Genomic DNA, 26,239 nt, shown 5'->3' with positions numbered 1-26,239 from the left:
GCATTCCCCACGTATCCGATACTGGAAACCGAACCTCTCCGAGGAGGCCCGCATGCTGGACATCGCCGAGGAATTGAACCGGTGGGTCGAGCAGGGACGTGACTTCGCAGTCGCCACGGTCGTGGCGGTCGGCGGGAGCGCGCCCCGGCAGCCCGGAGCCGCCCTCGCCGTCGACGGCGAGGGGACGGCCATCGGCTCGGTCTCCGGCGGATGCGTGGAGGGTGCGGTGTACGAACTGTGCCGGCAGGCGCTGGAGGACGGGGAGCCCGTCCTGGAGCGCTTCGGGTACAGCGACGACGATGCCTTCGCCGTGGGTCTGACCTGCGGCGGAATCATCGACATCCTCGTCACCCCGGTCGCCGTGGACGCTCCCGTCCGGGAGGTGTTCGCGGCGGCGCTGGCCGCCGCCGCCCGCGGGGAGGCGGCGGCGGTGGCCCGGATCGCCGAGGGCCCGGCCGAGCTGATGGGCCGCGCCCTGGTCGTCCGGGCCGACGGCTCCCACGAGGGCGGCTTCGGTGGACACCCCGAGCTCGACCGCACCCTCGCCGAGGAGGCCCGCGCCATGCTGGACGCCGGCCGGACCGGCGTGCTGGAGGTCGGCGCGGACGGCCGGCTGTGCGGGGAGCCGCTCAAGGTGCTGGTCGAGTCCAGCGTCCCGCCCCCGCGGATGATCGTCTTCGGTGCCATCGACTTCGCCTCCGCCCTCGTGCGCATCGGCAAGTTCCTCGGCTACCACGTCACCCTGTGTGACGCCCGGCCCGTGTTCGCCACGAAGAACCGTTTCCCCGAGGCGGACGACATCGTGGTCGACTGGCCGCACCGCTACCTGGAGGCCCAGGTCGACGCCGCAGCCGTCGACGCCCGGACCGTCCTGTGCGTGCTCACCCACGACGCCAAGTTCGACGTCCCGCTCCTCGAACTGGCCCTGCGACTTCCCGTCGCCTACGTCGGCGCCATGGGCTCCCGCCGCACCCACGAGGACCGCAACGAGCGGCTCCGCGAGGTCGGCGTGAGCGAACTCGAACTCGCCCGCCTGCGCTCCCCGATCGGCCTGGACCTCGGCGCCCGCTCCCCGGAGGAGACCGCGCTGTCCATCGCCGCCGAGATCGTCGCGAACCGCCGCGGCGGCACCGGCGCCGCCCTGACCGGCGCGCGCATCCCGATCCACCACGACGGATCGAACACCGTGGTCGGACGGATAGGTTCCGTCGCTTGAAGAGCCGCCCCCACCTCGCGCCGGGCGGCCGCACCCCCGCCCCGCACGCGGGGCGTGCCCCCGGGCGGCCGTACGGATCCGGCCACTATGGGGTGACCGGTCCGCGATGACCGATTAGTCTCCCGATCATGGTGGACATCCGCGAGGTACCCGAGGCCGAGATCGACCGCGCTCTGGAGCTCGCCTACCTGGTTTTCCACGACCGCCCCGACCACGACCGCCGGGCACTTCACCACGCCCTGCTGACCCGGTGCGCCCGCATCGGCGCCTACGACGGGGACGCGCTGGTCGGATTCATGGCCGCGCACGACTTCCGGCTCTCGGTGCCCGGGACCGACCTCGCCTGCCCCGGGCTGACCTTCGTCTGCGTCGCCCCCACGCACCGCCGCCGCGGCGTCCTCACCGCCCTGATGGACGAACAACTGCGCCGGACCGCCGCGGCCGGCGGCCCGATCGCCGCCCTGTGGGCCTCCGAGGCCGTCATCTACGGCCGTTTCGGCTACGGCGCCGCCACCCAGGGCGTCACCATCGAGATCGACTCCACCCGACCGTTGGCCCTGCGCGTCGCCCCGGACCGGCGCCCGCTGCGCCTGGTCGATCCCGCCGACGTACCGGATCTGGTCGGTCCCTACCACGAGGCCGCCCGCGGCGCCCGGGCCGGCCGGCCGAGCCGCAGCGCTGAACGCTGGGCCGACGAATGGCTCGGCGAACACGACGAGGAGGACGAGGAGTTGAGCCCGCCCCGGACCGTCGTCCTGGGCGAGCCCGGCGAGCCGATCGCCGGGTACGTGCTCTACCGCACCAAGTCCGCCTCGGCGGCGGGGGACGGCCGGCCGCGCGGTGTGGGCCTGGTGCGCGTGGACGAACTGGAGGCCGACACCCCGGCGGTCGCCGCGGCCCTGTGGGAGTGCGTGTCCTCCCTCGATCTGACGGGCAAGGTCACCGCCTGGGGCCGCCCGGTCGACGACCCGCTGCTGCACTTCGCCGCCGACCGGGACCAGGTACGGGTCACCGCCCAGTTCCCGGCGCTGTGGCTGCGCCTGGTGGACGTCCCGGCGGCGCTGACCGCCCGGGCGTGGGGCGCGCCGGTGGAACTGGTGCTGGAGCTGTCCGACGTACGTCTGCCCGCGAACGCGGGACGGTACCGGCTCAAGGCGGGACCGGACGGAGCCGCCTGCGAGCCAGCCCGGGCCGAACCCGACCTGGTGCTGGACGTGCGCGAGCTGGCCGCCTGCTACCTGGGCGGGACCCGGGTCGCCGAGCTGGTCGCCGCCGGGCTGGTGGAGGAACGGGTCCCGGGCGCGGCGGCCGCGCTGGACGCGGCGCTGCGGACCGAACTGCTCCCGCACACCGCCGACGAGTTCTGAGCGGGCGCGGGGGCGCTCCGGCGGCGGTTTCGCGGCGGCGCGCGGGGGCGGGCGAGCGGACCGCCCCCGCCCGCCGGGTCAGCGGGGCAGCGAGATCCGGGCGGCGGACATCCCGAAGCCGTCGCTCCAGGCGCCCGCGCCCAGGCCGACCGGCAGCTCGTACAGGTCCTCGGGCCGGTAACGGGCGATCTTCTCGTGCCAGTTGAGGATGCCCGCGTGCCAGTCCTTGAGTTCGGCGACGTACGCGTCGAGCGCGGCCCGGGCCTCCTCGCCCAACTTCCAGTCGTCGTAGAGCAGCGGCATCTGGCTCGCGACGATGTGTTCGAACTCCTCGGTCCGCTGCGTCATCAGCGCGTGGCAGATGTGCAGGGCCTCCGGGTAGCCGATGTCGAAGAAGTTCCGGGTGACGAGGATGTAGTTGTGCACCTCGCCCTCGACCTCCACCTCCTTCTGGTAGGAGTAGACGTCGTTGATCATGCAGGCGGCGTCGGCGACGGCGTTCTCCAGCGACCGGATGGTGCCCGAGGCGTAGATCTCGTCGGGGATGCCGCGGTTCTGGTGGCCGAGCCGGCACAGGTACATGGTGAGGTGGGAGCCGAAGGTGTGACGGCGCATCTCCGCGTAGTCCACCGGGTCGGGGATGCGGTTCAGGACCTGGTTCTCCACCTCCCACAGCCAGCTCTTCAACATGCTCACCAGCGTCGTGCGGAACTCCGTGCGCTGCTCGCGCGACATGCCCGCGCTGGTGCGCACCCACAGGTCGCCGAGCCCGCGCTCCATCGCCGTCACCGGCTCCGCCTGCTCCGCGTGGTCGACGGGGATCATGGCGATCAGTCGGGCCGTGGTGGCCTTGGCCGCGGTGAGGTTCTTCGCCTGGGCGAACACCACCGGGTAGTAGTCGTCCCCGTAAGTGCCCCAGCTCAGCCAGCACGCGTTGAGGGCCAGGGCCTCCGGGGTGGCGTCGGGGTCGATCCCGGCCGAGCAGACGGCGAAGTCGTAGCCGCGCAGCTTGCGTTCGGACCAGATCGCCGAACCGGGATCGCCCGGCTGCGGGTCCAGCATCCCCATGGCCTTGCACCAGGCGACCGACTCCTCGCGGGCGTGTGACAGGTGCGGGCTCAGCGAGAGCCGGTGCGGCATGTAGATGTCGGGGATGACCGACGGCCCGGTCTTCTCGAACGGCACGTGGGTGAAGGAGCGGCGTCGCAGGTCCATCGAGCGCTGCGTGAACAGGGACCGGACGTCGAGCGCGGTGGTGCCGAGCCCGCCGGGCATGAAGGGCAGGCTGAGCGGGGCGGTGGCCCGCGCCTCCTTGTTCATGTAGCGGCTGGAGACCATGTGCCACTCGTGGCCGCCGGACTGCCAGTCCTGGAGGCCCTTCGCGTAGGCGAGGACGGCGGCGATCTCCGCCGGGTTCATCGCGTGGTCGACGAAGAGTTGGGGCAGCTCGGAGAGGGCGGTCTGCTCGAACTGGTGGAGCCGGGACGTGAGAAGGTCGTTGGAGGCCTCGGCCGCCTCCTGGGTGGAGCATCCGAGAAAGGTCTCCAACACGAGGATGGCGTTGGAGAGTTCGCCCTCGTCGGCGACTTCGCGCTCGTAGGAGAAGATGTCGTTCCTGATGTGCACGGCGTCGGAGAACGCGTCGCGCAGCACCGCGAGCGGCCGCGAGTGGGCGACGCGCGCCGGGACCTCCGCGGAGACGTACTCGATGAGGCCGGCCGACCAGGGGGCGCCGCCCACCTTGCGGCGCATCTCGATGTATTCGAGGGGGTTCGCCACCCGCCCGATGTTGATGTTGGCGAGCTCCCACATCGACTCGTTGAGGAGGTTGCGGGTCGACTCGGAGAACCGTTCCCGCCAGTCCGCCGACATGGCGGGGACGGTCCGCAGCCACAGGTCCTTCAGGCCCGCCTCCACCGGGTTCGTCGTCTCGGGGAATCCGTCGGAGAGGTCCATCGGCATGAAGGCGGCGAGCCGGTCGAGGTACGCCTTGGCGCCGTCCCGGTCCTGGGAGCGCTTGTACATCTCCAGGAAGTGGTCGTCGAAGAAGAAGACCCACACGTACCAGTCGGTGACCAGGTTCAGCGCGTCGACGTCGCAGTCGGGGTGCGTGTAGGAGCACAGCAGGGCGTAGTCGTGCGATTCGAGGTCGCTCTCCTCCCAGACGCCGGACCCCTCCAGCATCTCGAAGTCGCGGGCCCACTGCCTGGTGTGGACGCGCGCGGCCTCCAGATGGGGATTCAGTCGCGCCGGATACGGCACATAGAAGTCCGGGAGTTGAAACGGCTGTGTCACGGCGGGGCAGGCCTTTCGGTCCGAGGGTGCGGAGGCCTTCGGCAGTGGCCCCCCGCACGAGATCAGCAGGCCTTTACCCCTGGTGCGGGAGGGACAAGGGGGAGTTCACTGCTTCAGGTGACGGAAGTGACGTTCCGCGACATGGGGACCCGACGGGGGATAGAGATCCGGTCCGTCGTGTCGAACCTCCGGGCCGATGTCCTTTTCATCTAGATTTCCTCCCCTATGTAAATCCCACACGGGAGGAAGCGGCGATGTCTTCGATCGATCTGAGCAAGGTGCTGGACAAGGCGTGGGAGGACAAGCCGCTCGCGGACGTCCTCGCGGCGCCGGTGGCGGCGCTGAAGGGCGTCACCGACCGGGACGGCGAACTGCTCCAGGAGGCGTTCGGGGTCAAGACCGTCGCCGACCTCGGCCAACTGAAGTACGCCCGGTGGGCGGCGGCGCTCGTCGCGCTGAACACCACGACCAAGTAGGCGGCCGGTCCGCGCCCGGGCGGCGTGGGGTGGTCCGGGCGGGCGGGCGTCGGGCGGCCGGAAACGAGCGCGTCCTCCCCGCCCCTACGGGGAGCGGGGAGGACGTTCGTCGCTCCGGTGGCGCGAGGGCGGTCCGGGACTCCCCGGCGACCGCCCGGCCCTACTCGGCGTCGCCCTCCAGGTTGCCCTCGGTGTCCAGGTACACCTGGCGCAGCTCTTCGAGGATCCGCGCGTCCGGCTTCTCCCACATGCCGCGCGACTCCGCCTCCAGGAGGCGCTCGGCGATGCCGTGCAGGGCCCAGGGGTTGGCCTCCTCCAGGAAGGCGCGGTTCTCCGGGTCCAGGACGTACGTCTCGGTCAGCTTGTCGTACATCCAGTCCGCGACGACGCCCGTCGTGGCGTCGTACCCGAAGAGGTAGTCCACCGTCGCCGCGAGCTCGAAGGCACCCTTGTAGCCGTGGCGACGCATCGCCTCGATCCACTTCGGGTTGACCACCCGGGCGCGGAAGACCCGGGAGGTCTCCTCCACCAGCGTGCGGGTCTTGACCGTCTCCGGGCGGGTGGAGTCCCCGATGTACGCCTCGGGCGCCGTGCCCCGCAGGGCGCGCACGGTGGCGACCATGCCGCCGTGGTACTGGAAGTAGTCGTCCGAGTCCGCGATGTCGTGCTCGCGGGTGTCGGTGTTCTTCGCGGCGACGGTGATCCGCTTGTACGCCGTCTCCATCTCGGCGCGCGCCGGACGGCCCTCCAGGCCGCGGCCGTACGCGTATCCGCCCCACACCGTGTAGACCTCGGCGAGGTCGGCGTCCGTGCGCCAGTCGCGCGAGTCGATCAGTTGGAGGATGCCGGCGCCGTACGTGCCCGGGCGCGAGCCGAAGATACGGGTCGTCGCGCGCCGCTCGTCGCCGTGCTCGGCCAGGTCGGCCTGGGCGTGGGCCCGGACGAAGTTCCGGTCGGCCGGCTCGTCCAGCGAGGCCGCGAGCCGCACCGCGTCGTCCAGCAGGCCGATGACGTGCGGGAACGCGTCCCGGAAGAAGCCCGAGATGCGCAGGGTGACATCGATGCGCGGCCGGCCCAGCTCGTCGAGCGGGATCGGCTCCAGGCCGGTGACCCGGCGCGAGGCCTCGTCCCAGACCGGACGCACGCCCAGCAGCGCCATGGCCTCCGCCACGTCGTCGCCGGAGGTGCGCATCGCGCTGGTGCCCCACAGCGACAGGCCGACGGACGGCGGCCACTCGCCGTTGTCCGTGCGGTAGCGGTTCAGGAGGGAGTCGGCGAGCGCCTGACCCGTCTCCCACGCCAGCCGCGACGGGACGGCCTTCGGGTCGACGGAGTAGAAGTTCCGGCCGGTCGGCAGCACGTTGACCAGGCCGCGCAGCGGCGAGCCGGAGGGGCCCGCCGGGACGAAGGAACCGTCCAGGGCGCTGACCACGTGGGCGATCTCGTCGGTGGTGCCGGCCAGCCGCGGGACGACCTCGCGGGCCGCGAAGTCCAGCACCGCCGCCACGTCCGCCGAGTGACCGGCGGCGACCGAGGCCACCGCCTCCGGGGCCCAGCCGGCGTCCTCCATCGCCTGGACCAGCGCGCGGGCCGTCTCCTCCGCCTCGTCGGCGGAGGTGCGGGTGGCCGCGGACTCGTCCAGGCCGAGCGCCTCGCGCAGGCCCGGCAGGGCCGTCGTACCGCCCCAGATCTGACGGGCGCGCAGGATGGCGAGCACCAGGTTGACCCGGGCCGTGCCGGTCGGGGCGCCGCCCAGGACGTGCAGACCGTCGCGGATCTGGGCGTCCTTGACCTCACACAGCCAGCCGTCGACGTGCAGCAGGAAGTCGTCGAAGCCGTCGTCGTCGGGGCGCGCCTCCAACCCCAGGTCGTGGTCCAGCTTCGCGGCCTGGATCAGGGTCCAGATCTGCGCGCGGATCGCCGGCAGCTTCGCCGGGTCCATCGCCGAGATCTGCGCGTACTCGTCCAGGTGCTGTTCCAGGCGCGCGATGTCGCCGTAGGACTCCGCGCGGGCCATCGGCGGCACCAGGTGGTCGACCAGGGTGGCGTGCACCCGGCGCTTGGCCTGGGTGCCCTCGCCCGGGTCGTTGACCAGGAACGGGTAGATCAGCGGCAGGTCACCGAGGGCGGCGTCCGGGGCGCAGGACGCGGACAGGCCCGCGTTCTTGCCCGGCAGCCACTCCAGGTTGCCGTGCTTGCCCAGGTGGATCATGGCGTCGGCGCCGAAGCCGCCGTCCTCGGCGCGCGCCTGGATCCAGCGGTACGCGGCCAGGTAGTGGTGCGAGGGCGGCAGGTCCGGGTCGTGGTAGATCGCGATCGGGTTCTCGCCGAAACCGCGCGGCGGCTGGATCAGGATCAGCAGGTTCCCGCGGCGCAGGGCCGCGAGGACGATGTCGCCCTCCGGGTTCGCGGAGCGGTCCACGAACATGTTGCCGGGCGCCTCGCCCCAGTGCTCCTCGACGCTCGCGCGCAGGTCGGCCGGAAGCTCCGCGAACCACCGCTTGTAGTCGGCGGCCGGGATGCGGACGGGGTTGCGGGCCAACTGCTCCTCGGTGAGCCAGTCCTGGTCGTGGCCGCCGGCTTCGATCAGGGCCCGGATCAGGTCGTCGCCGTCACCCGAGACCAGGCCCGGGATCTCCTCGACGGGGCCGAAGTCGTAGCCGCCCGCGATCAGCGTGCGCAGCAGTTCCACGGCGCTCGCCGGGGTGTCCAGGCCGACCGCGTTGCCGATGCGGGAGTGCTTCGTCGGGTACGCCGACAGCACCAGCGCGATCCTCTTGTCACGGCGCTCGATGTGCCGCAGCCGGGCGTGGCGCACGGCGATCCCCGCGACCCGGGCGGCCCGCTCGGGGTCGGCCACGTAGGCGGGCAGCCCGTCCTCGTCGAGCTCCTTGAAGGAGAACGGGACGGTGATCAGACGGCCGTCGAACTCCGGCACCGCGACCTGCGTCGCCGCGTCGAGCGGGGACAGGCCCTCGTCGTTCTCCTCCCAGGCGCTGCGCGATCCGGTCAGGCACAGGGCCTGGAGGATCGGCACGCCGAGCCCGGCCAGCGCGCCCGCGTCCCAGGACTCGTCGTCACCGCCCGCCGAGGCGGTGGCGGGCTTGGTGCCACCCGCCGCGAGGACGGTGGTGACGACCGCGTCGACGGACTCCAGCTCGGCGATCAGGCCCGGCTCGGGCGTGCGCAGCGAGGAGACGTACAGCGGGAGCGCCTGGGCGCCCTGCGCCTCGACGGCCTCGCACAGGGCGTGCACGAAGGAGGTGTTGCCGCTCATCTGGTGGGCGCGGTAGTAGAGCACCGCGACCTTGGGGCCCTCGGTGCGCTGCGGGGTGCGCTCCAGCGGGCCCCAGGTGGGCGCCGCGGCCGGCGGCTCGAAGCCGTGACCGGTGAGCAGCACGGTGTCGGAGAGGAACCGGGCCAGCTGGTCCAGGTTGGCGGGGCCGCCGTGCGCGAGGTAACCGTGCGCCTCGGCGGCGATGCCGATCGGGACCGTGGAGGCCTCCATCAGCTGGGCGTCCGGGGCCTGTTCGCCGGTCAGCACCACCACGGGACGGGTCTGGTCCGGGGCCAGCAGCAGGTCGAGGCCGTCCTGCCAGGCCCGCAGACCGCCCAGGAGGCGTACGACGACCAGGTCGGCGCCGTCGAGGAGGCCCGGCAGGTCGTCCAGGGGAAGGCGGGAGGGGTTCGCGAACCGGTACGGGACGGGGCCGTCCGCGGCGCGGGCGCTGAGCAGATCGGTGTCGGACGTCGACAGCAGCAGGATCATGCGGCGGCAGCCTTCCTCGGGGTTTCCGCGCCCCGGGCAGTGAGGACAGCGGGAGTTCCTGACTCACCCCGCGGATCGCTCCCCGGGGTTCACAGTGGCGGGACCGCGCCGGAATCTCACCGGGCTTCCTCCCATGTCGCCGTCCTCGGCGACGGCGGGCCGTGCGGTCCGCCGGTGGTCATCTTAGGGGGGCGGCGTGCGCGGCTCCGTTGCCGGGGGCCCTGCCCCACGGCCGGGGTGTCCCAAACCCCCTCGGGCCGGAAAGTGGCTGGTGGGGGCGGAGAGGACGGTGGGCGCGGGGCGGGGCGGCCCGGGCCCCGGGGGTGGTGACGGACACAGGTCGGGGGGCGGCAATCCTGGGTATGCTCGCGGCCATGCCCACGCCCCCCTCCGCCGCATCGCGGGAGAAACCCGTCATACGGGACCGCGGTGACGCCTGCCCCGGCGCGCTGCGGCTGCACGCGGCGGACGACGGCTTCCTGGCCCGGGTGCGGATCCCGGCGGGGCTGCTCACGGCCCCGCAGGCCGAGGCCCTGGCGCTCGCCGCGGACCGCTTCGGGGACGGCCACCTGGAGATCACCTCGCGCGGGAACGTGCAGCTCCGCGGCCTGGCCGAGGACTGCGGCGCGGGCCCCGCGGAGCTGCTGGACGCCGCCGGGCTGCTGCCCGCGCCGGCCCACGAGCGGGTACGGAACATCGTGGCGACCCCCATGTCGGGGCTGGAGGGGCCGCACCGGCCCGACGCGCTCGCCTGGGCCCTGGCCTTCGACCGGCTGCTCTGCGCGAGCGCCGGGGCCACCGCCCTGTCCGGACGGTTCCTGTTCGCCTTCGACGACGGACGCGGGGACGTCGCCGCCCTCGGCCCCGACGTGACCGTCCTCGGCAGGCCCGACGGACGGGCGCTGGTCCGGCTCGGCGGGGCCGCCGACGCCGTGGACGTGGCCGCGCCGGACGCTCCCCGGGCGGCGCTGCTGGCCGCCGCGTACTTCCTCGACACCGCCACCGCGGCCGGCACCCGCGCCTGGCGGGTCTCCGAACTGCCCCCCGAACACCCCCTGAGGGCCGCCGAGTTGGCCCGACGCCTGAGGGCCGCCGGGATCGAGGCGGTGGACGCCGACACGCCGACCTGGCCGTACGCGCCGCCACCCGCGCCCGCGGGGCCGGACGCCGACGGCCTCGGCGCCCTGTGCGTCCTGCCCCCGCTGGGCCGGGCGAGCACCGCGCAGTGGCGGGTCCTCGTCGAGATCGCGGAACAGGGGCGCGGAGAGCTGCGCGTCACCCCGTGGCGCGGCGTCGTGCTGCCCCCGGGCGACGCCCCCTGGCCCGCCGCCTCCGTCACGGCCCGCATCGAGGACGCCGCACTGGTGCTCACCCCCGACGGTCCCTGGCAGTCCGTCACCGCCTGTACCGGACGGCCGGGTTGCGCGAAATCCCTCGCGGACGTGCGCGCCGACGCGCGAGCCGTCGTGGACCGCGCGCGCGGCCCGCTGCCCGTGCACTGGTCGGGCTGCGAACGACGCTGCGGGCACCCGCGCGGCACCGCCTGGGTGGACCTGGTCGCCGGCCCGACCGGCTACCGGCTCGCCGCACCGGGCCGCCCCGCACGGCACCATGTGCCGGACACCCCCACCGAACTTGCCGCGGCCCTCGCGGACGCCCGCAGTACCCCACCTGCCCCCGACCCCGCAGTGAAGAAATGAGCGAGTGCCCCGTGTTCGAGTACGAGAAGGACGGCGCGGCGATCTACCGCCAGTCCTTTGCCACGATCCGCGCCGAGGCGGACCTCTCCGGGCTGCCCGCCTCGGTCGCCCAGGTCGCGGTGCGCATGATTCACGCCTGCGGGATGACCGACCTGCCCCAGGACCTCGGGTACACCCCGGACGTCGTCCTGCGGGCGCGCGCCGCGCTGGAGGCCGGCGCGCCGATCCTGTGCGACGTACAGATGGTCGCGAGCGGGGTCACCCGCAAGCGGCTGCCCGCCGACAACGAGGTGATCTGCACCCTCTCCGACCCGACCGTGCCGGAACTCGCCGCGCGGATGGGCACCACGCGCAGCGCCGCCGCCCTCGAAGTCTGGCGCGACCGAGGCCTGTTGGAGGGCTCGGTCATCGCCGTCGGCAACGCCCCGACCGCCCTCTTTCGCCTGCTGGAGATGATCGAGGAGGGCGCGCCGCGCCCCGCCGCCGTCATCGGCGTCCCCGTCGGCTTCATCGGCGCGGCCGAGTCCAAGGACGCGCTCGCCGCCCACCCCTCGGGCCTCGACCACCTGATCGTGCGGGGCCGGCGGGGCGGCAGCGCCATCGCCGCCGCGGCCGTCAACGCCATCGCGAGCGTGGCCGAATGAGCGCCGCCGACGTGACCCCCGGACGGCTCTACGGCGTCGGCCTCGGCCCCGGCGACCCCTCCCTGATGACCCTGCGCGCCGTCGAGGTGATCGCGGAGGCGGACGTCGTCGCCTACCACTCCGCCCGCCACGGCCGCTCGATCGCCCGCTCGATCGCCGCGAAGCACCTGCGCGCCGACCACGTCGAGGAACCGCTGGTCTACCCGGTCACCACCGAGACCACCGACCACCCCGGCGGCTACCAGGGCGCGATGGAGGAGTTCTACGAGGCCTCCGCCGCCCGGCTGGCCGCGCACCTCGACGCCGGCCGGACCGTCGCCGTGCTCGCCGAGGGCGACCCGCTCTTCTACGGCTCGTACATGCACATGCACAAGCGCCTCGCGGACCGCTACCCGGCCGAGGTGATCCCCGGCGTGACCTCGGTGAGCGCCGCCGCCGCACGCCTGGGAACCCCGCTCGTGGAGGGCGAGGAGGTGCTGACCATCCTGCCCGGCACCCTGCCCGAGGAGGAGCTCACCGCCCGGCTCGCCGCCACCGACTCGGCGGTCGTGATGAAGCTCGGCCGCACCTTCCCCGCGGTGCGCCGGGCCATGGAGAACAGCGGCCGGCTCGCCGAGGCCCGCTACGTCGAGCGCGCCACCATGGCGGGCGAGCGCACGGGCCTGCTCGCCGACACCGACCCCGACAGCGTCCCGTACTTCGCCGTCGCCGTGGTGCCCAGCCGGATCGGCAACCCGGGCAGCGTGCCGTCCGGCCCCGGCGAGGTCGCCGTGGTCGGCACCGGACCGGCCGGCCCGCTGTGGCTGACCGCCGAGACCCGGCGGGCACTGGCCGACGCCGAGGTGCTGGTCGGGTACACCACCTACCTGGACCGCGTCCCGGTCAAGCCGGGGCAGGTCCGGCACGGCTCCGACAACAAGGTGGAGTCGGAGCGCGCCGAGTTCGCCCTGGACCTCGCCCGCCGCGGCAAGCGGGTCGTCGTGGTCTCCGGCGGCGACCCCGGCGTCTTCGCGATGGCCACGGCCGTCCTGGAGGTCGCCGACCAGGACGCCTACAAGGACGTGCCGGTACGGGTCCTGCCGGGCGTGACCGCCGCCAACGCCGCTGCCGCGGCGGCCGGGGCGCCGCTCGGCCACGACTACGCCACCGTGTCGCTCTCCGACCGGCTCAAGCCGTGGGAGGTCATCGCCGAGCGGCTGCGCGCCGCCGCCGCGGCGGATCTGGTGCTCGCCCTGTACAACCCGGGCTCGCGCAGCCGCACCTGGCAGGTCGCCCAGGCCAGGGAACTCCTGCTGGAACTGCGCTCCCCGCAGACCCCGGTGGTCGTCGCACGGGACGTCGGCGGACCGGAGCAGTCGGTGCGGATCGTGACCCTCGCCGAACTGGAGCCGGCCGAGGTGGACATGCGCACGATCCTGCTGATCGGTTCCTCGCAGACCCGGGTCACCGAGCGGGCCGACGGCTCCCGGGTCACGTGGACCCCGCGCCGCTACGCCTGACCGGTCCGACCGGTCCGACCGGTCCGACCGGTCGACGCGAGAGCCGGGCCCCGGGGCGGTGACGGCCCCGGGACCCGGCCGCGCGGGCGGTACGGCCGTGGCCGCGCGGGCGGTTCAGGCCCGGAAGCCGGTCAGCCGGGCCAGCGCCGCCTCGACCGAGTCCGCCTCCGGCACCCCCTCGGGCACCGGCGGTCGCCGTACGACCAGCACCGCGATCCCCGCCTCCCGGGCCGCGACGAGCTTGGGCGCGGTGGCGTCGCCGCCGCTGTCCTTGGTCACCAGGACGTCGATCCGGTGCCGGGCCAACAGCTCCCGCTCGTCGGCGAGGCCGAACGGCCCCCGCGCGAGCAGCACTTCGAGGCACGGCGGCCGCTCCCCGGCCGGCGGGTCCACGGAACGCACCAGGAACCAGGGCTCGGTGAGGTGCGCGAAGCGGTGCAGGCCCATCCGGCCCGTGGTCAGGAACACCCGGCGGCCCCGCTCCGGGAGCAGGGCTGCCGCCGCGTCGAGGGATTCGACGAACGTCCAGTCGTCGCCGGGCCCCGGGACCCAGCCGGGACGGCGCAACGCGAGCAGCGGTACGCCGGTGAGCTCCGCGGCCCGCGCCGCGTGGAAACTCATCCGCTCCGCGAAGGGGTGGGTGGCGTCCACCAGGTGCGTGACCCGGTGGGCGGTCACCCAGGCCGCCAGGCCCTCGACGCCGCCGAAGCCGCCGATCCGGGTCCCGCCCGGCGGCAGCACCGGCGCGCCGACCCGGCCGGCCAGGGAGGTCGTCACCCGAAGCGGGGTCCGCTCCAGCGCCTCCGCGAGCCGGCGGGCCTCCGTCGTGCCGCCCAGGATCAGCAGGTGACCCGGGTCCCCTTCAGCAGGCATGCCGGTCGCGTTCGGCGGAGTACAGGTGACTGTCGCGGAACTGCTCCGCGCCCAGCGTGCGACCCACCACGATCACCGCGGTGCGCACCAGCCCGGCCGCCTTCACCTGCTCCGCGATGTCGGTCAGGGTGCCGCGCAGGATCAGCTCGTCGGGGCGGCTGGCCATCGCGACCACCGCGACGGGGCACTCGGCCCCGTAGTGCGGCAGCAGTTCCTCGACGACCCGGTCGACGTACCGCGTCGCCAGGTGCAGGACCAGCAGCGCGCCGCTGCGGCCGAGCGTCGCCAGGTCCTCCCCGGGCGGCATCGGGGTGGCCTGCTGGGCGATCCGGGTCAGGATCACGGTCTGCCCGACGGTGGGCACGGTCAACTCCCGCTTCAGCGCGGCGGCCGCCGCGGCGAACGCCGGCACGCCCGGGACCACCTCGTAGGGGATGCCGGCGGCGTCGAGGCGCCGCATCTGTTCGGCGACCGCGCTGAAGATCGACGGGTCGCCGGAGTGCAGCCGTGCCACGTCCAGGCCCGCCGCGTGCGCCCGGGTGAACTCCGCGACGATCTCGTCCAGGTTGAGCCGGGAGGTGTCGATCAGGCGGGCGTCGGCCGGGCATTCGGCCAGCAGCTCGCGCGGCACCAGGCTGCCCGCGTACAGGCAGACGGGGGCGGCGGCCAGCGTCCGGGCACCGCGCACGGTGATCAGGTCGGCGGCGCCGGGGCCCGCTCCGATGAAGTACACGGTCATGTCTGGTCCTTGTCGTTCTCGTTCTCGGTCGTCCGGTCCGTCGTCGGGTGCGGTTTGGTGACCGACCACTGGGTGACCGCCATCGCCTGCCGCCAGCCGGTGAAGCCGCCGACCGGCACCGCGTGCGCGACGGCCAGTTTGACCAGTTCGCCACCGCGGCGCCGGTAGTGGTCGCCGAGCACGGCCTCCGATTCCAGGGTGACCGTGTTGACCACCAGCCGGCCGCCGGGTGCCAGCGCCGTCCACGCCGCGTCGAGGAGACCGGGCGCGGTCAGGCCGCCGCCGATGAACACCGCGTCGGGGGCGGGCAGTCCGATCAGCGCGTCGGGGGCCGCGCCGAGGACGACCCGCAGGCCGGGCACGCCGAGGGCGCCGGCGTTGCGGGTGATGCGTTCGGCCCGCTCGGGGACGCGTTCCACGGCCACCGCCCGGCAGGAGGGATGGCTGCGCATCCACTCGATGCCGATGGAACCGGAACCGCCGCCGATGTCCCACAGCAGTTCGCCCGGGGCCGGGGCGAGGGCGCACAGGGTGGCGGCCCGCACGTGCCGCTTGGTGAGCTGCCCGTCGTGCTCGTACGCGGTGTCGGGCAGGCCGGGGGTGGTGCCGAGTCGGGGCGTCGGGGCGGCCGGGTCGCGGCGGCAGTCCACGGCCACCACGTTCAACGGGTCGCCCGGCGCCCGGTCCCAGCCGTCCGCGTGGCCCTCGTACGCGTCCTCGTGCTCGGAGCCGAGCCGCTCCAGCACCCGCATGCGGCTCGGGCCGAAGCCCCGTTCCCGCAGCAGTGCGGCGATCTCGCCCGGCGAGCCGGCGCCCGCGCTGAGCACCAACACCCGCCGGCCCTCGTACAGGGCGGCGGCGAGCTGGGCCACGGGGCGGCCGACGATGGTGACGACCTCGGTGTCCTCCACCGGCCAGCCGAGCCGGGCGCAGGCGTAGGACACCGACGAGGGGTGCGGAAGGACGTGCAGGGCGTGCGGCCCGAGCTCCTCGCAGAGGGCGCGGCCGATCCCGTAGAACATGGGGTCGCCGCTGGCCAGCACCGCGATCCGGCGGCCCGCGTGCTCGGCGGTCAGTTTCGGCACGGCGGGGCGCAGTGGGCTGGGCCAGGCGATCCGTTCGCCGGGGCAGACGTCGGCCGGCAGCAGGTCCAGCTGGCGGGGCCCGCCGATCAGCACCTCGGCGGAGGTCAGCGCGGTCCGCGCGGCGGCGGTGAGCCCGGCCCAGCCGTCGGCGCCGAGGCCGACGACCGTCACGGGGAGGGTGGGGGGTGCGGAGCTCACTGCGGGACCTCGGGGGAGGGGAAGCGGATGGACCCGCAGCCTACTGGCCTGCGCCTGTGCCCGGTCCCCGGGGTGACGGGACCCACGTGAGCCCCTGTGCGGACCCCCGCGCCGACCGCCCGGAAACACGGGATGTTACCCTCAGTAACCACGTCGTCGTGAGGGAGTCGAGATGCCCGGCTGGAACATCAGGAACATCCCCGACCAGAGTGGCCGCACCGCCGTCGTGACCGGCGCCAACAGCGGCATCGGGCTGGTCGCCGCCCGTGAGCTGGCCCGCGCCGGGGCCGGGGTCGTCCTGGCCTGCCGCAGCGCGGCCCGGGGCCGCGCCGCGGCGGTACGCCTGCGGACCGAGGTGCCGGGCGCGGACGTGGAGTTCATGCCGCGCGACCTCGCCGACCTCGCCTCCGTGCGGGAGTTCGCCCGGGCCTGGTCGCGGCGCCACGACACCCTCGACCTGCTCGTCAACAACGCGGGCGTGATGGCCCTGCCGTACGGTCGCACCGCCGACGGCTTCGAGGCTCAGTTCGGGATCAACCACCTCGGTCACTTCGCCCTGACCGGGCTGCTCCTGCCCCGTCTCCTCGCCGCCGGCGACGGGGCCCGGATCGTCAACCTCTCCAGCGCCTTCCACGTCCTCGGCGACCTCGACCACGACGACCTGAACGCCGAACGCGGATACCGGCGGTGGATGGCCTACGGGCGCTCGAAGACCGCCAACCTCCTCTTCACCCACGAACTGTCCCGGCGCCTGGCGGCCGCCGGCTCCGGGATCGTCACGGCCGCCGCCCACCCCGGCTACGCCTCCACCAACCTGCACGTCGGGGCGGCCCCCCGGGCCGGGCGCACCCTCACGTCACGGATCGCCGTCGCCGCGAACGCCGCCGTCAACGCCGTCGGCATCGCCGTCGTCGCGCAGTCCGCCGAGGCCGGCGCGCTGCCCACCCTGTACGCGGCCACCGCCCCCGGGGTCCGGCCCGACGCGTTCATCGGACCGCGGCTCGGCTGGCGCGGGGCGCCCGTCCGGTCCTGGCGGGCCAAGTGGACCCTCGACGACGCGTCCGGGGAGCGGCTGTGGAGCGCCTCCGAGAAACTGACCGGGGTGTCGTACCCGGCGCCGGCGCGCTGACCGGCCGATGCCCCGGGGGTGGAGGGCCGACACCCGCCCCCTTCAGGCTCTTGACGCACGTCGGATCCGCCGGCGCGGGCGCCCCGAAGTGAGCCCGTCCGCCCCCGGGACGCCTCCGGGCGCCCCGGGCGGGCACTGAACCGGGCCCCGCCGTCCCGGACACTCGGCGGCATGGAAGACGACGCTGCGGACAACCACCCAGGACCCGGGCTCCCCCCGAGGCACAGGCGCACCCGGAGCGGATCCCGGGAGCCGCCTCAGGGGGATCCGATCGCCCGCGCGTAGAGGGCGCGGGTGCCGTCGTCGAACCAACTGCTGTACGAGGTCCTCTCGTCGCCGCCGCCGTCACGGCCGCCGACCACCCCGATCAGGGTGGGTCCGTCGGTCAGGATCGGGCCGCCGCTGGTCCCGTTCGGTACGCCCGCGCAGTCCAGCCGCAACTGCGCGGGCCCTTCCGCGCGGGCCGTGTTGTAGCAGTCCACCGGCTGTTCGGCGTCATTCGGATAGCCCACCACCCGTGCGGGCAGAGGCAGTTGGGGCCGGAACCGGATCGCGGGAGCGCCGGTGACGTCCTCCAGTCGCTCCCCGGGGTGTCCGGGGCGGCGCACCCGGACGAAGGCCACGTCGTGATCGGGGTCGGCGGACTCCGTCCAGCGGGGGTCCACGTCGATCCGGGTGGGCACCCAGACGCCGTACGGGGCCACGCCGCCCCGGTAGCCCGGAACGAAGGCGAGATTGGTGCGGAAGCCGCCCTGGTACACGCAGTGGGCGGCGGTGACGATCAGATCCCCGTCGGGGGAGTGCACCACGCCGGCGGAGCAGTGGTGGTCGCCGTCCCAGTCGCCGCCGGGGGAGAACAGTGCGCCGATCGCGGGCTCGGGCGCCGTGCTCCGGGCCTCCAGGGGCGAGGAGGGGCGCCAGTCGCCCTCCCGCCGCGACCGCACCGGGGTCGCGGATCCGGCGGACTCGGCGGTCGCCTCGGAACCGGCGGGGGTCGGGGTGTCGTCGCGCGGTGCCTCGACCTCCACCACGAGACCGTCCAGGACCGCCGAGGCCGTCCGGTCGGCGCGTTCGGGATCCTGGAGGTAGGTGCCCTGTGCCGGGTCCCCGTCCGCGAGGTGCGCGGCGACGACACGCAGCTCCCACACGACCCAGGAACCGGCTCCCAGCAGGGCGAGAACGATCCCGAGCAGCACGAAGCGGACGCGTCTCGCCCCGCCCCCCGCCTTGCCGACCATGTGGCGCTCCCGCTCCCGCTCCCGTTCCCGAAGATCCTTCGACGTCCCGTCCGACGGGTGCGAGGTGCCGAGGGTTCCCGAAAGGGGACGTGTCCGTCCTCACAGCCCGTGCGAGGTCGGGCGGCCGACGCCGCTACCCTTGTTGCGAACCATTCGCAACAAGGGTTGAAGGTGTCGTCGTGGGATCTCCGTTGGTGCTCGGCATCGAATCGTCCTGCGACGAGACGGGCGCGGGAATCGTCCGCGACGGAAAGCTCCTCGCGCACGTCGTCGCGTCGAGCATGGACGAACACGCCCGCTTCGGCGGAGTGGTGCCCGAGATCGCGGCCCGCGCCCACCTGCACGCCTTCAACCCGGTCGTCCGCCAGGCCCTCGACCAGGCCGGCCTGCGGATGTCGCAGCTCGACGCCATCGCCGTCACCACCGGGCCCGGCCTCTCCGGCGCGCTCCAGGTCGGGCTCGCGGGCGCCAAGACCCTCGCCTACGCCCTGGACCTGCCGCTGTACGGGGTCCACCACCTGGCCGGACACGTCGCCGCCGACACCCTGGAGCACGGGCCGCTGCCCGAGCCCTGCATGGTCCTGATCGTCTCGGGCGGCCACACCTCGCTGCTGCTGGTGCGCGACCTCGTGCGCGAACCGATCCTGCACCTCGGGGACACCCTCGACGACGCGGCCGGCGAGTGCTTCGACAAGGTCGCCCGGGTCCTCGGCCTGCCCTACCCGGGCGGGCCGGCCATCGACCGTGCCGCCCGGGGCGGCGACCCGAAGGCCGTCGCCTTCCCCCGTCCGCTCACCGGCGGACCCCGCGCCGGCGATCCGTACGCCTACTCCTTCTCCTTCTCGGGGCTCAAGACCGCCGCCGCCCGCTGGGCCGAGGGCCACCGGCTGCGCGGCGAGGAACCGCCGGTCGCCGACGGCGCGGCCTCGCTCCAGGAGGCGGTGGCCGACGTACTGACCCGCAAGGCGGTCGCGGCCTGCAAGGAGTACGGGGTCCGGACCCTGGTGGTGGTCGGCGGAGTGGCGGCCAACTCCCGCGTGCGCGACCTCGCGGAGCGGCGCTGCGCCTCCGCCGGGATCGAACTGAGGGTTCCACCGATGACCCTGTGCACCGACAACGGCGCGATGATCGCGGCCATCGGCGACCTGCTGGTCCGCGCGGGCACGGAGCCGGCCCCGTACGAGCTGACGATCGACCCGTCGGCGCCGCTGGAGTACGCCGCGCTCAACCCGCGGGCGGCCGTCGAGGCGGCGTGAGCACCGCGCCCTCGCCCGGCCCGGACTTCGCCCTGCCGCCCTCGCCCGCCCCGGCACGTTCCCCCGCGGGCTCCGCGCGCCCCGTGTTCAGCGCCAGCGCCGCCCGGTGGCCCTCGGGGACCCGTACGTCGGTCAGCGTCCACCCCGGCAGCCGCGCCGGCTCCGGCCCCGACCCCACGTAGTCCGCGGCCGGGTTCTCCGACAACCCCACCCCGAGGCCCTTGAGGTAGGCCTCCTTGCGGGTCCACACCCGGGTGAAGGCGCGGGCGCGTTCGCCGGCCGGGAGGGCGGCGAGCTCCGCCGCCTCCCTGGGGTGCAGCACGTCCGCCGTGTCGGCGATCACGTCGGGCCGCACCACCTCCTCCACGTCCACCCCGACGGGCGCGGAGGCGAAGGCCAACAGGCTGATCCCGGTGCAGTGCGAGAGCGAGAAGTGCAGGGTCCCACCAGGGAGCACGGGACGCCCGTGCGGCTCCGCGCAGTGCGAGCAGGGCGCCCGCTCGACGACCACCTCGCGCGCCGTCGTCCCCAGGTACGCGCCGAGCAGCCGGCGCAGCGCCACGTGCGCGCAGACGTACGCGTCCCGGTCGGCCGCCCGCGCGAACTCCGCGGCCCGCGCCAACTCCAGGGCGTCCAGGGTCCCCGGGGCGTGCCGCGCCGCGTGCGCCCGGTACGCCGTGGTGTCCACGAGCCACAGCTGCGGGGTCGCGGCCACCAGCGCGGCCCGCTCCGGCCCCGGGTCCGACAGCGGCTCCGGAACCAGGAGCCTCCCGGGGGCCCGGCCGCGGGCCGGGGTGGCGAGGGATGTCACGGGACCCCCCTCACACCGCGGCCGGTACGGGCGGCTCCACCGGCGCCGGCTCCTCGGCGCGGGCCGGTTGGCGCAGGGCCATCACCGCCGCGAAGGGGGAGACGAACGCGATGGCACCGCACAACAGCCAGGTGCTCTGGACACCGAGGACCAGCGAGAGCGAACTGAAGACGGCGATGGAGACGGGCGCGGTGCCGATCCCGGCGAGCGAGAGGGTGGACATCGCGGCGCCCATCCGGTCCTCGGGGGCGGACTGTTGGTACAGGGTGACGATCGCCGGGCCGTTCAGCCCGGACAGCAGCCCGACCCCCGCGGCGACGGCGGTCAGCGAGACCACCGACGGCATCAGCGCCATGACGAGAATGCCGGCGGCCAGTCCGGCGCCCGTCACGACGAGCCGCACGAACATCGGGATGCGGTGCGCGAACGCCGCGCCCACCGCGCTGGAGCCGAGCGCCCCCACGCTGAACGCCGCCAGGACCACGCCGACCGCGCCGACGCCCCAGCCCCGCTCGGACACCAGCAGGGGCAGCGCCACCTCGGCCGGCCAACTGAACGCCATGTCCAGGCACAGCGCCGCGACGAACATCCAGCGCAGCCTCGGATGCCGGGCCAGCAGCCGGAAACCGTCCCCGGACCGCTTCACCAGGGAGACCCCGGGCTCCGGCTCCGGCCGGACGAACCCGTGCGTGACGTGGAGCAGGCAGCCGAGCCAGATCGCGCCGGTGAGCGCGCCGACCAACATCGCCACCCACAACTCCCCGACGGTGATCAGGAAGGCGCCGGCCGGCGCGCCGAGGATCGGCGCGACCCGCAGGACCATGGCGTACAGGGAGTTCGCGCGGGCCAGTTGGTCGCCGCGGGCGAACAGGGGCAGCAGCACCCCGGACGCCGGTCCGGCCAGCCCGAGCAGCACGCCCTCGACCAGGGCGATCACCACCAGGGGCCACAGCTGTCCGCTGTTCGCCGTGACCACGGCGCCGACGCCGAGCAACACGACCCGGGCGGCGGTGGTGCGCAGCAGGACGAAGCGCGGACCGAGGGTGTCGGCGACCGCCCCGCCGAAGATCAACATGAGGGCGCGGGGCACGGTCGCGGCGAGCATCAACAGTGTGACGGCGCGGGTCCCGCCGATCTGTACGGCGGTCCAGTTCATGGCGATCAGCAGGGCGAAACTGCCCAGTTGGACGGCGGCCTGACCGCCGACGAGGCTGCCGACGCGACCCCACAGGACCTTCGAGGGGTCCGGCCGGGCGGGGTCGGGGCGTTCGGTGTCGAGACGTGCGGGGGTGTCCATCAGGTGCACCTGTTCCTTGTGGAAGGCGGGCGGGGAGGCGACGTGGGAGGGGGAGGGACGGGCGGGGGGCGGGGGTCAGCCGGTGCGCAGCGCTGCCCGGACGGCGTGTTCCGCCGCGCGGGCCCGGGCGGCCGGGCCGGGCGAACCGAAACTCCGCAGTTCCAGGTGCCCGCCGAGGTGGCCGAGGCCGGCCCCGGTCAGGACCCGGGAGGCGGCGGCCCCGGCCGCGCCCCCGCCGGCGGTGGGTGTGACCGTGACCCCGGGGAGCTCGGAGAGCCGGAACCGGGCCCGGGCGAAGCCGGGTCGACGGCGGCGGCCCGGACAACCGGGCGGCGCGGACCGGCCGCCGCGCCGGCTCCGCCTCACGACGCCCCGCCTCACGACGCCCCGCCTCACGACGCCCCACCGACCGCCGTCGCCGCAGCCGGATGCGTCGTGGCGGGCGCGGGCGCGGGCGCGGTCGGGTCGGGGAGCGGTGTGGCGGGGGCGGACGCGCCGGGACGGTCCGGAGCCCACAGGTCGGCCGGGTCGAGGTCGCCGACGTGGTACTTGCCGAGGGCGCTGACCAGCAGCCGGGTCTCCAGGGCCAGTGCCTCGACCAGCCGCACCAGGCCCGCGCCGGGGTCCTCGTCCACGGCGAGCAACGCCGCCCGGCCCAGGCCCACCGCCCTCGCGCCCAGGGCGAGCACCCGCACCGCGCGACCGCCCTCCCAGATCCGCCCCGAGGCGAGCAGGTCCCCGGCCGGGGTGCCGACACGGCGCAGGCACTCGTCGAGGGGCAGGCCGACGCCCTCCAGGAAGGCCCGCGGCGCCCAACCGGTGCCGCCCTCGGCGCCGTCCACCGTGACGGCGTCGGCGCCCGCCGTCCAGGCGACGGCGGCGGCCCGGCCCACGTCCCGGCCCGGGTGGAACTTCACCCAGGTCCGGGCCAGCGGGAAGTTGTTCCGCATGAACCCCAGTTGCCGGCGGACGATCTCCTCGGTGAACGTGCCGGGGGTCGCGCAGCGCAGCCGCCGACCGGAATCCCCCAACAGGTCCCGCACCGCGAACTGTTCGGCCAGTCGCTCGGCATCGGCCGCCCCGACCACGGTCATCCCGCCGAGCCCCGGCTTCGCTCCCTGGCCCACCTTCAGCTCGAACCCGAGCCGGCCGGAGTCCCGCAGGGCGCGCGTCCCCGGGTCGCTGTACAGCAGGTTCCACACCTCGGAGTCGGCGTCCTCGGTCGACTGCTGCACCACCACCCCGCCGACCCCGTCCGCGACGGTCTCGGCGTACGCCGCCACCCGCTCCAGCAACGCCGAACGCGTGCCGTAGCCGTGGACCGGCACCATGTTCTCCCCGATCACCATCGGGATGCCGAGCCGCCCGGCCTGCCGGCCCGCGGCCACGCCGAGGTCCCCGCTACCCGCCCGGGTCGAACCGAACGCCGAGAGGTAGAGCGGGAGCCGCGAGGCGAAACCGCCGACCCGGGTGCGCAGGTCCACGTCCTCGTACGAGGGCTCCCGGCCCAGGTCGATCAGCTTCTCCAGCCGCCGCGGCATGAACACCGGCGGAACGAGCCGCAAGGCGTCCAGGCCGTCCCGCTCGACGGGGGCGGCCCCGAAGAGCCGGGACCCGTACCCGTCCGCCGCCGGGAACACCTCGGCCGTCCCGGCCCGCGCCCGGGCCCGTACCGCCTCCTCGGGGAACCCGGGGGCGCTGAGCCCGCTCACGGCGCGATCACCCCCGGCAGCTTCGGGTACGCGCTGACCTGCCACAGCGCGTCCAGTCCGGTCAGGAAGCGGACCAGGCGCTGCAGCCCCATCCCGAAACCGGCGCTCGGTTCGATGCCCTCGCGGGCCAGGTCGAGGTACCAGGCGTACTTGGCGGGGTTCTCCCCGCTCTCCCGCATCCGGGTCACGATCGTCGCGTACGCGGACTCGCGCTCGCTGCCGCTGACGAGCTCGCCGAAGCCGCCGTGCGCGATCAGGTCGAAGTTGCGCAGCACGCCCGGCCGTTCGGGATCCTCGCGGTCGTAGAACCCGCGCGAGCCCTTGGGATAGTCGTTGACGAAGAACGGGCGGTCGGCCTCCAGCGAGAGCAGCTTCTCGCCCGCCCAGTCGATCTCGGCGTCCGGGCTCTGCGGGTGCCCCCGCCCGATCAGCGCGGCCACCGCCTCCTCGTGGGTGCGGGTGTCGAACTTGCCCTGCCGCAGCTCGGCGAAGTCCAGTTCGTCCCGCCCCAGTTCGCGCAACACCTGCGGCACGGCCGTCCACACGTGCTCCACGACGTGTGTCAGCAGCCCGGCCGCGAGCTCCTGCGCGTCACGGCGCGTACCGCCCGCCAACTCCACGTCGATCTGGTGGAACTCCACCAGGTGCCGGCCGGTGGACGCCGTCTCCGGCGGCTCCACGCGGACGTTCGGCGCGATGTAGAACAGCCGGGGGAACCCCTTCAGCGAGGCCTGCTTGTAGAGGATCGCGCTCGTCATGAGCTTGTACGGCCGGCCGTAGTAGTCCACGTCCAGCGCCTTCGCGCCCCGGCCGCCCGGGTCCGTCACCGGACCCACCAGCGGCGGGAGCAGCTCGACGAACTCCCTGCCGCGCAGGAACTCCCGCGCCGCGAAGAGGACTTCCTGTTGCACCAGCATCGCCGACCGCAGCTCGGGCGAGCGCAGGTGCTCGCCGAGCGGTGGCGGGGTCGGGGGCGTCGTCCCCGTCGTCACTGTCGTCACTGTCGTCACTGTCGTCCCCGCAGTGTCCGCGGGTTCCGTGCCGTGCGTCGTTTCCATGCTGTCGACTCCTGTCTCGTGTCCGTGTGTGCTCGAACCGGCCGCGTGCTCGAACCGGCCGCGTGCTCGAACCCGTCAGCCGGGGCGGTCCACCTCGCCGACGTCGTCGTACCTCCGGGCCACCGCCCCCAGGGCCACCAGCAGCCCGTCCGAGGTCAAGGCGCGCCTGCGGCCGGCCGGGGCCGCGTACGGCGCGACCGGCATCGCCCCGACCTCGGACCAGCGCAGCCGGCCCGCCCCGTCGACGAAGCTGCGCGAGCGGCCCGCGTTGTCCGGGTGCAGGCAGTACGGGACGTCCAACAAGCCCCGCGCGAAGGCCTTCCGCAGCGCCCGCCCGAGGTCCTCGTCGAGGTCCAGCACGGCCTCCACGAAGGCCAGGGCCTCCCGGTACACCTCGCTGTCGGCGGGCCCGCCGGCCGGCCCGGCCTCCGCCTCCGCCAGGGCCGCGCTCGCCGCGGCCGTCTCCAGGGCGCGCACGTTCTCCGTCACCGTCGGGATGCGGTGTGCCTCGGCGGCGGTCTTCACGATCAGCCGCTGCGCCCCGGCCCGCACGGCCAGCCGTGCCGAGGCCTCCAGCAGCCGGGTGGCGCCCGGCTCGGTACGGGGGAACACCCCCATGTAGGTGTAGAGGACGACGTGTCGGTCCACGCCGGCCGGCAGGAACTCCCCGGCGAGCCGGTGCAACGCCCGTATCGCCTCGGTGTCCTGTCCGGGGTCGCTCTGCTGGGCGTAGCTGAGGGAGACGCTGCCGATGCCGTGCCGGGCGAAGAACAGCCCTTCCAGCAGGCTGAGCGCCACCAGCAGCCCGGGAGGGCAGAGCTGGCCGAGCATGCAGCCGCCGAAGCTCTCCAGGTGCGGCACCCGCGGCGCCGGGACCAGCTCGGCCAGCAACTCGCAGCAGCGGGCCCAGTTCTCCACGGACTCCGACAGCGGGGTCCGCCCGTAGGGCAGGCAGTACGAGACGGGCCCGCCCTCGGTGGCGTCGAGCCCGGCGGCGGCGAGGGCCCGCACGATCGACTCGGGCCGGGAGGAGCCGTGCCGCACCTGGACCGGGAACCCCGGGTCCAGCACCCCGTCCAGCAGGGCGCGGGTCAGGTCGACGGGGTGGGTGGCGATCGGATAGCCGTTGAGCGCGAGACCCTCGGCGAGCGCGGCCCGGGCGGCGTCCTGATCGCCGACCCGGGTGTAGCTGTCGATGGTGAGGGTGCCCACGGTGGTGGCGACGGCGGACTTGGTGCGCTCCAGGCCGGCCCGCATCCGGCGCGGCTCGCCGAACCCCATCCGGGGCTGGACGACGAGCTGCCCGGCGGCCGCCGCCCGCGCGACGAAGGCCCCGAACGAGGGGGCCGTGGTGGTGGGTCGGGCCACGATCGGTGCGGCGAGCGTGGCGGCGGTCATGCCACGGCCCGCGCGGCGGCGGCGGTGGCGTCGATGGCGGTCACAGGGCTCAGGTAGCGGCGCAGGGCCTCGACGTCCCCGTCGTCGAACACGGCGTCACAGCCCGCGTCGAGAAGCAGGCCCCGGGCGTGCGGATCGGCCCGGCCCGCCACCCCCAGCTTGCCGCCGATCACCACGGGAAGGGTCAGGCCGGCGCGCCGCACGGCCCGGACGGCGCTCAGGCCGTCGCGGTATCCGTGGCCGTTCACACTGCTGATGACCACCAGGTCGGGCGCGTCGGCCGCGCACGCGGCGGTCAGCAGGTCGTCGGTCACGCAGGGCCCCAGATTGCGCACCCGGTGGCCCTGCTCCTCCAGGAAAAGCTGGAGATAGACGAGATTCCACGTATGGGAGTCCGATGCGGTACCCGTCAGCAGGATGTTCACATTCCGTCGTCGCATGCCGACAAATATAGGAACGGGCGCCCTCGGCGAGGGGAA

The 26,239-nt window shown here is 74.4% G+C and carries 21 protein-coding genes and 1 riboswitch; of the genes, 8 read left to right on the top strand and 13 right to left on the bottom strand.

Annotated elements, in window-relative coordinates:
* The first annotated feature begins 52 nt into the window (after positions 1-52).
* Positions 53-1,216, top strand: coding sequence for an XdhC family protein (locus ADK55_RS22240; RefSeq protein WP_053681392.1), 1,164 nt, complete (start codon positions 53-55; stop codon positions 1,214-1,216).
* Positions 1,217-1,344: 128 nt separating this feature from the next.
* On the top strand, positions 1,345-2,583 hold the full coding sequence (locus ADK55_RS22235) for a GNAT family N-acetyltransferase (protein ID WP_053681390.1): 1,239 nt from the start codon (positions 1,345-1,347) through the stop codon (positions 2,581-2,583).
* Between the two features lie 78 nt (positions 2,584-2,661).
* Here ADK55_RS22235 and ADK55_RS22230 read toward each other — a convergent pair whose 3' ends face one another.
* On the bottom strand, positions 2,662-4,878 hold the full coding sequence (locus ADK55_RS22230; RefSeq protein WP_053681388.1) for a terpene synthase family protein: 2,217 nt from the start codon (positions 4,876-4,878) through the stop codon (positions 2,662-2,664).
* A 254-nt stretch (positions 4,879-5,132) separates the two neighbouring features.
* On the opposite strand from ADK55_RS22230, the gene ADK55_RS22225 reads away from it, so the two are divergent.
* Entirely contained in the window at positions 5,133-5,354 is a 222-nt protein-coding gene (locus ADK55_RS22225; RefSeq protein WP_053681386.1) for a hypothetical protein, read from the top strand.
* A 160-nt stretch (positions 5,355-5,514) separates the two neighbouring features.
* On the opposite strand, the gene cobN is transcribed toward ADK55_RS22225, so the two are convergent.
* Entirely contained in the window at positions 5,515-9,123 is a 3,609-nt protein-coding gene (gene cobN / locus ADK55_RS22220; RefSeq protein WP_053681384.1) for a cobaltochelatase subunit CobN, read from the bottom strand.
* A gap of 52 nt (positions 9,124-9,175) precedes the next feature.
* Positions 9,176-9,254, bottom strand: a riboswitch (cobalamin riboswitch).
* Positions 9,255-9,497: 243 nt separating this feature from the next.
* Here cobN and ADK55_RS22215 point away from each other — a divergent pair.
* Genes ADK55_RS22215 through ADK55_RS22205 form a run of 3 tightly spaced genes read left to right on the top strand, consistent with a single transcriptional unit; the run spans position 9,498 to position 12,966 of the window.
* Positions 9,498-10,823: a cobalamin biosynthesis protein CobG gene (locus tag ADK55_RS22215; RefSeq protein ID WP_053681425.1), complete on the top strand. Its 1,326-nt coding sequence runs from the start codon at positions 9,498-9,500 to the stop codon at positions 10,821-10,823.
* Positions 10,820-11,467, top strand: a complete 648-nt coding sequence (locus ADK55_RS22210) for a precorrin-8X methylmutase (protein WP_053681382.1) — start codon at positions 10,820-10,822, stop codon at positions 11,465-11,467. The genes ADK55_RS22215 and ADK55_RS22210 overlap by 4 nt, the downstream gene beginning before the upstream one ends.
* Positions 11,464-12,966: a precorrin-2 C(20)-methyltransferase gene (locus ADK55_RS22205; RefSeq protein WP_053681380.1), complete on the top strand. Its 1,503-nt coding sequence runs from the start codon at positions 11,464-11,466 to the stop codon at positions 12,964-12,966. Before ADK55_RS22210 ends, ADK55_RS22205 begins: the two co-directional genes overlap by 4 nt.
* 114 nt (positions 12,967-13,080) lie before the next feature.
* Here ADK55_RS22205 and ADK55_RS22200 read toward each other — a convergent pair whose 3' ends face one another.
* The 3 genes from ADK55_RS22200 to ADK55_RS22190 are packed head-to-tail and all read right to left on the bottom strand — an operon-like array spanning position 13,081 to position 15,861.
* Positions 13,081-13,839, bottom strand: a complete 759-nt coding sequence (locus ADK55_RS22200) for a cobalt-precorrin-6A reductase (RefSeq protein WP_053681378.1) — start codon at positions 13,837-13,839, stop codon at positions 13,081-13,083.
* Positions 13,829-14,578 carry a precorrin-4 C(11)-methyltransferase gene (gene cobM / locus ADK55_RS22195; protein ID WP_053681375.1) on the bottom strand — a complete coding sequence of 250 codons (750 nt, stop codon included), beginning with the start codon at positions 14,576-14,578 and terminating at the stop codon, positions 13,829-13,831. The genes ADK55_RS22200 and cobM overlap by 11 nt, the downstream gene beginning before the upstream one ends.
* Positions 14,575-15,861 (bottom strand): bifunctional cobalt-precorrin-7 (C(5))-methyltransferase/cobalt-precorrin-6B (C(15))-methyltransferase, encoded by a 1,287-nt coding sequence (locus ADK55_RS22190; protein WP_053681373.1) that lies wholly within the window; start codon positions 15,859-15,861, stop codon positions 14,575-14,577. Before ADK55_RS22190 ends, cobM begins: the two co-directional genes overlap by 4 nt.
* A gap of 172 nt (positions 15,862-16,033) precedes the next feature.
* Here ADK55_RS22190 and ADK55_RS22185 point away from each other — a divergent pair, with 172 nt between their 5' ends.
* Positions 16,034-16,990 carry an oxidoreductase gene (locus ADK55_RS22185; protein ID WP_053681372.1) on the top strand — a complete coding sequence of 319 codons (957 nt, stop codon included), beginning with the start codon at positions 16,034-16,036 and terminating at the stop codon, positions 16,988-16,990.
* 257 nt (positions 16,991-17,247) lie between these two features.
* On the opposite strand, the gene ADK55_RS22180 is transcribed toward ADK55_RS22185, so the two are convergent.
* Positions 17,248-18,228: a trypsin-like serine peptidase gene (locus ADK55_RS22180; protein WP_053681370.1), complete on the bottom strand. Its 981-nt coding sequence runs from the start codon at positions 18,226-18,228 to the stop codon at positions 17,248-17,250.
* A 179-nt stretch (positions 18,229-18,407) separates the two neighbouring features.
* Between ADK55_RS22180 and tsaD the strand changes: the two genes are divergently transcribed.
* Positions 18,408-19,484 carry a tRNA (adenosine(37)-N6)-threonylcarbamoyltransferase complex transferase subunit TsaD gene (gene tsaD, locus ADK55_RS22175; RefSeq protein ID WP_234350197.1) on the top strand — a complete coding sequence of 359 codons (1,077 nt, stop codon included), beginning with the start codon at positions 18,408-18,410 and terminating at the stop codon, positions 19,482-19,484.
* Here the strand turns inward: tsaD and ADK55_RS22170 are convergent.
* From ADK55_RS22170 to ADK55_RS22140, 7 genes are all read right to left on the bottom strand, one after another.
* Positions 19,453-20,295, bottom strand: a complete 843-nt coding sequence (locus ADK55_RS22170) for a 4'-phosphopantetheinyl transferase family protein (RefSeq protein ID WP_078999278.1) — start codon at positions 20,293-20,295, stop codon at positions 19,453-19,455. The genes tsaD and ADK55_RS22170 overlap by 32 nt on opposite strands.
* A 10-nt stretch (positions 20,296-20,305) precedes the next feature.
* Entirely contained in the window at positions 20,306-21,592 is a 1,287-nt protein-coding gene (locus ADK55_RS22165; protein ID WP_078999285.1) for an MFS transporter, read from the bottom strand.
* 75 nt (positions 21,593-21,667) lie between these two features.
* Positions 21,668-21,958 carry a hypothetical protein gene (locus ADK55_RS22160; protein WP_053681366.1) on the bottom strand — a complete coding sequence of 97 codons (291 nt, stop codon included), beginning with the start codon at positions 21,956-21,958 and terminating at the stop codon, positions 21,668-21,670.
* Between the two features lie 26 nt (positions 21,959-21,984).
* Entirely contained in the window at positions 21,985-23,304 is a 1,320-nt protein-coding gene (locus ADK55_RS22155) for a glutamate synthase-related protein (protein WP_078999276.1), read from the bottom strand.
* A complete protein-coding gene (locus ADK55_RS22150) occupies positions 23,301-24,221 on the bottom strand; it encodes an asparagine synthetase A (RefSeq protein WP_078999283.1) in 921 nt (306 codons plus the stop codon). The genes ADK55_RS22155 and ADK55_RS22150 overlap by 4 nt, the downstream gene beginning before the upstream one ends.
* Before the next feature lie 216 nt (positions 24,222-24,437).
* Positions 24,438-25,760 carry a methylaspartate mutase gene (locus tag ADK55_RS22145; RefSeq protein WP_078999275.1) on the bottom strand — a complete coding sequence of 441 codons (1,323 nt, stop codon included), beginning with the start codon at positions 25,758-25,760 and terminating at the stop codon, positions 24,438-24,440.
* Positions 25,757-26,200, bottom strand: a complete 444-nt coding sequence (locus tag ADK55_RS22140) for a cobalamin B12-binding domain-containing protein (RefSeq protein WP_323178911.1) — start codon at positions 26,198-26,200, stop codon at positions 25,757-25,759. The genes ADK55_RS22145 and ADK55_RS22140 overlap by 4 nt, the downstream gene beginning before the upstream one ends.
* Positions 26,201-26,239 lie beyond the last annotated feature (39 nt).

The sequence above is a fragment of the Streptomyces sp. WM4235 genome, assembly GCF_001279725.1.
In the GTDB taxonomy this organism is placed as follows: Bacteria; Actinomycetota; Actinomycetes; order Streptomycetales; family Streptomycetaceae; genus Streptomyces.
This window is presented reverse-complemented; position numbering and strand designations above follow the sequence as displayed.

Coding starts and splice junctions, on each gene's coding strand:
- ADK55_RS22240 (WP_053681392.1), top strand. CDS start 53: ATGCTGGACATCGCCGAGGAATTGAACCGGTGGGTCGAGCAGGGACGT.
- ADK55_RS22235 (WP_053681390.1), top strand. CDS start 1,345: ATGGTGGACATCCGCGAGGTACCCGAGGCCGAGATCGACCGCGCTCTG.
- ADK55_RS22225 (WP_053681386.1), top strand. CDS start 5,133: ATGTCTTCGATCGATCTGAGCAAGGTGCTGGACAAGGCGTGGGAGGAC.
- cobN (WP_053681384.1), bottom strand. CDS start 9,123: ATGATCCTGCTGCTGTCGACGTCCGACACCGATCTGCTCAGCGCCCGC.
- ADK55_RS22215 (WP_053681425.1), top strand. CDS start 9,498: ATGCCCACGCCCCCCTCCGCCGCATCGCGGGAGAAACCCGTCATACGG.
- ADK55_RS22210 (WP_053681382.1), top strand. CDS start 10,820: ATGAGCGAGTGCCCCGTGTTCGAGTACGAGAAGGACGGCGCGGCGATC.
- ADK55_RS22205 (WP_053681380.1), top strand. CDS start 11,464: ATGAGCGCCGCCGACGTGACCCCCGGACGGCTCTACGGCGTCGGCCTC.
- ADK55_RS22200 (WP_053681378.1), bottom strand. CDS start 13,839: ATGCCTGCTGAAGGGGACCCGGGTCACCTGCTGATCCTGGGCGGCACG.
- cobM (WP_053681375.1), bottom strand. CDS start 14,578: ATGACCGTGTACTTCATCGGAGCGGGCCCCGGCGCCGCCGACCTGATC.
- ADK55_RS22185 (WP_053681372.1), top strand. CDS start 16,034: ATGCCCGGCTGGAACATCAGGAACATCCCCGACCAGAGTGGCCGCACC.
- ADK55_RS22180 (WP_053681370.1), bottom strand. CDS start 18,228: ATGGTCGGCAAGGCGGGGGGCGGGGCGAGACGCGTCCGCTTCGTGCTG.
- ADK55_RS22165 (WP_078999285.1), bottom strand. CDS start 21,592: ATGGACACCCCCGCACGTCTCGACACCGAACGCCCCGACCCCGCCCGG.
- ADK55_RS22150 (WP_078999283.1), bottom strand. CDS start 24,221: ATGCTGGTGCAACAGGAAGTCCTCTTCGCGGCGCGGGAGTTCCTGCGC.
- ADK55_RS22145 (WP_078999275.1), bottom strand. CDS start 25,760: ATGACCGCCGCCACGCTCGCCGCACCGATCGTGGCCCGACCCACCACC.
- ADK55_RS22140 (WP_323178911.1), bottom strand. CDS start 26,200: ATGCGACGACGGAATGTGAACATCCTGCTGACGGGTACCGCATCGGAC.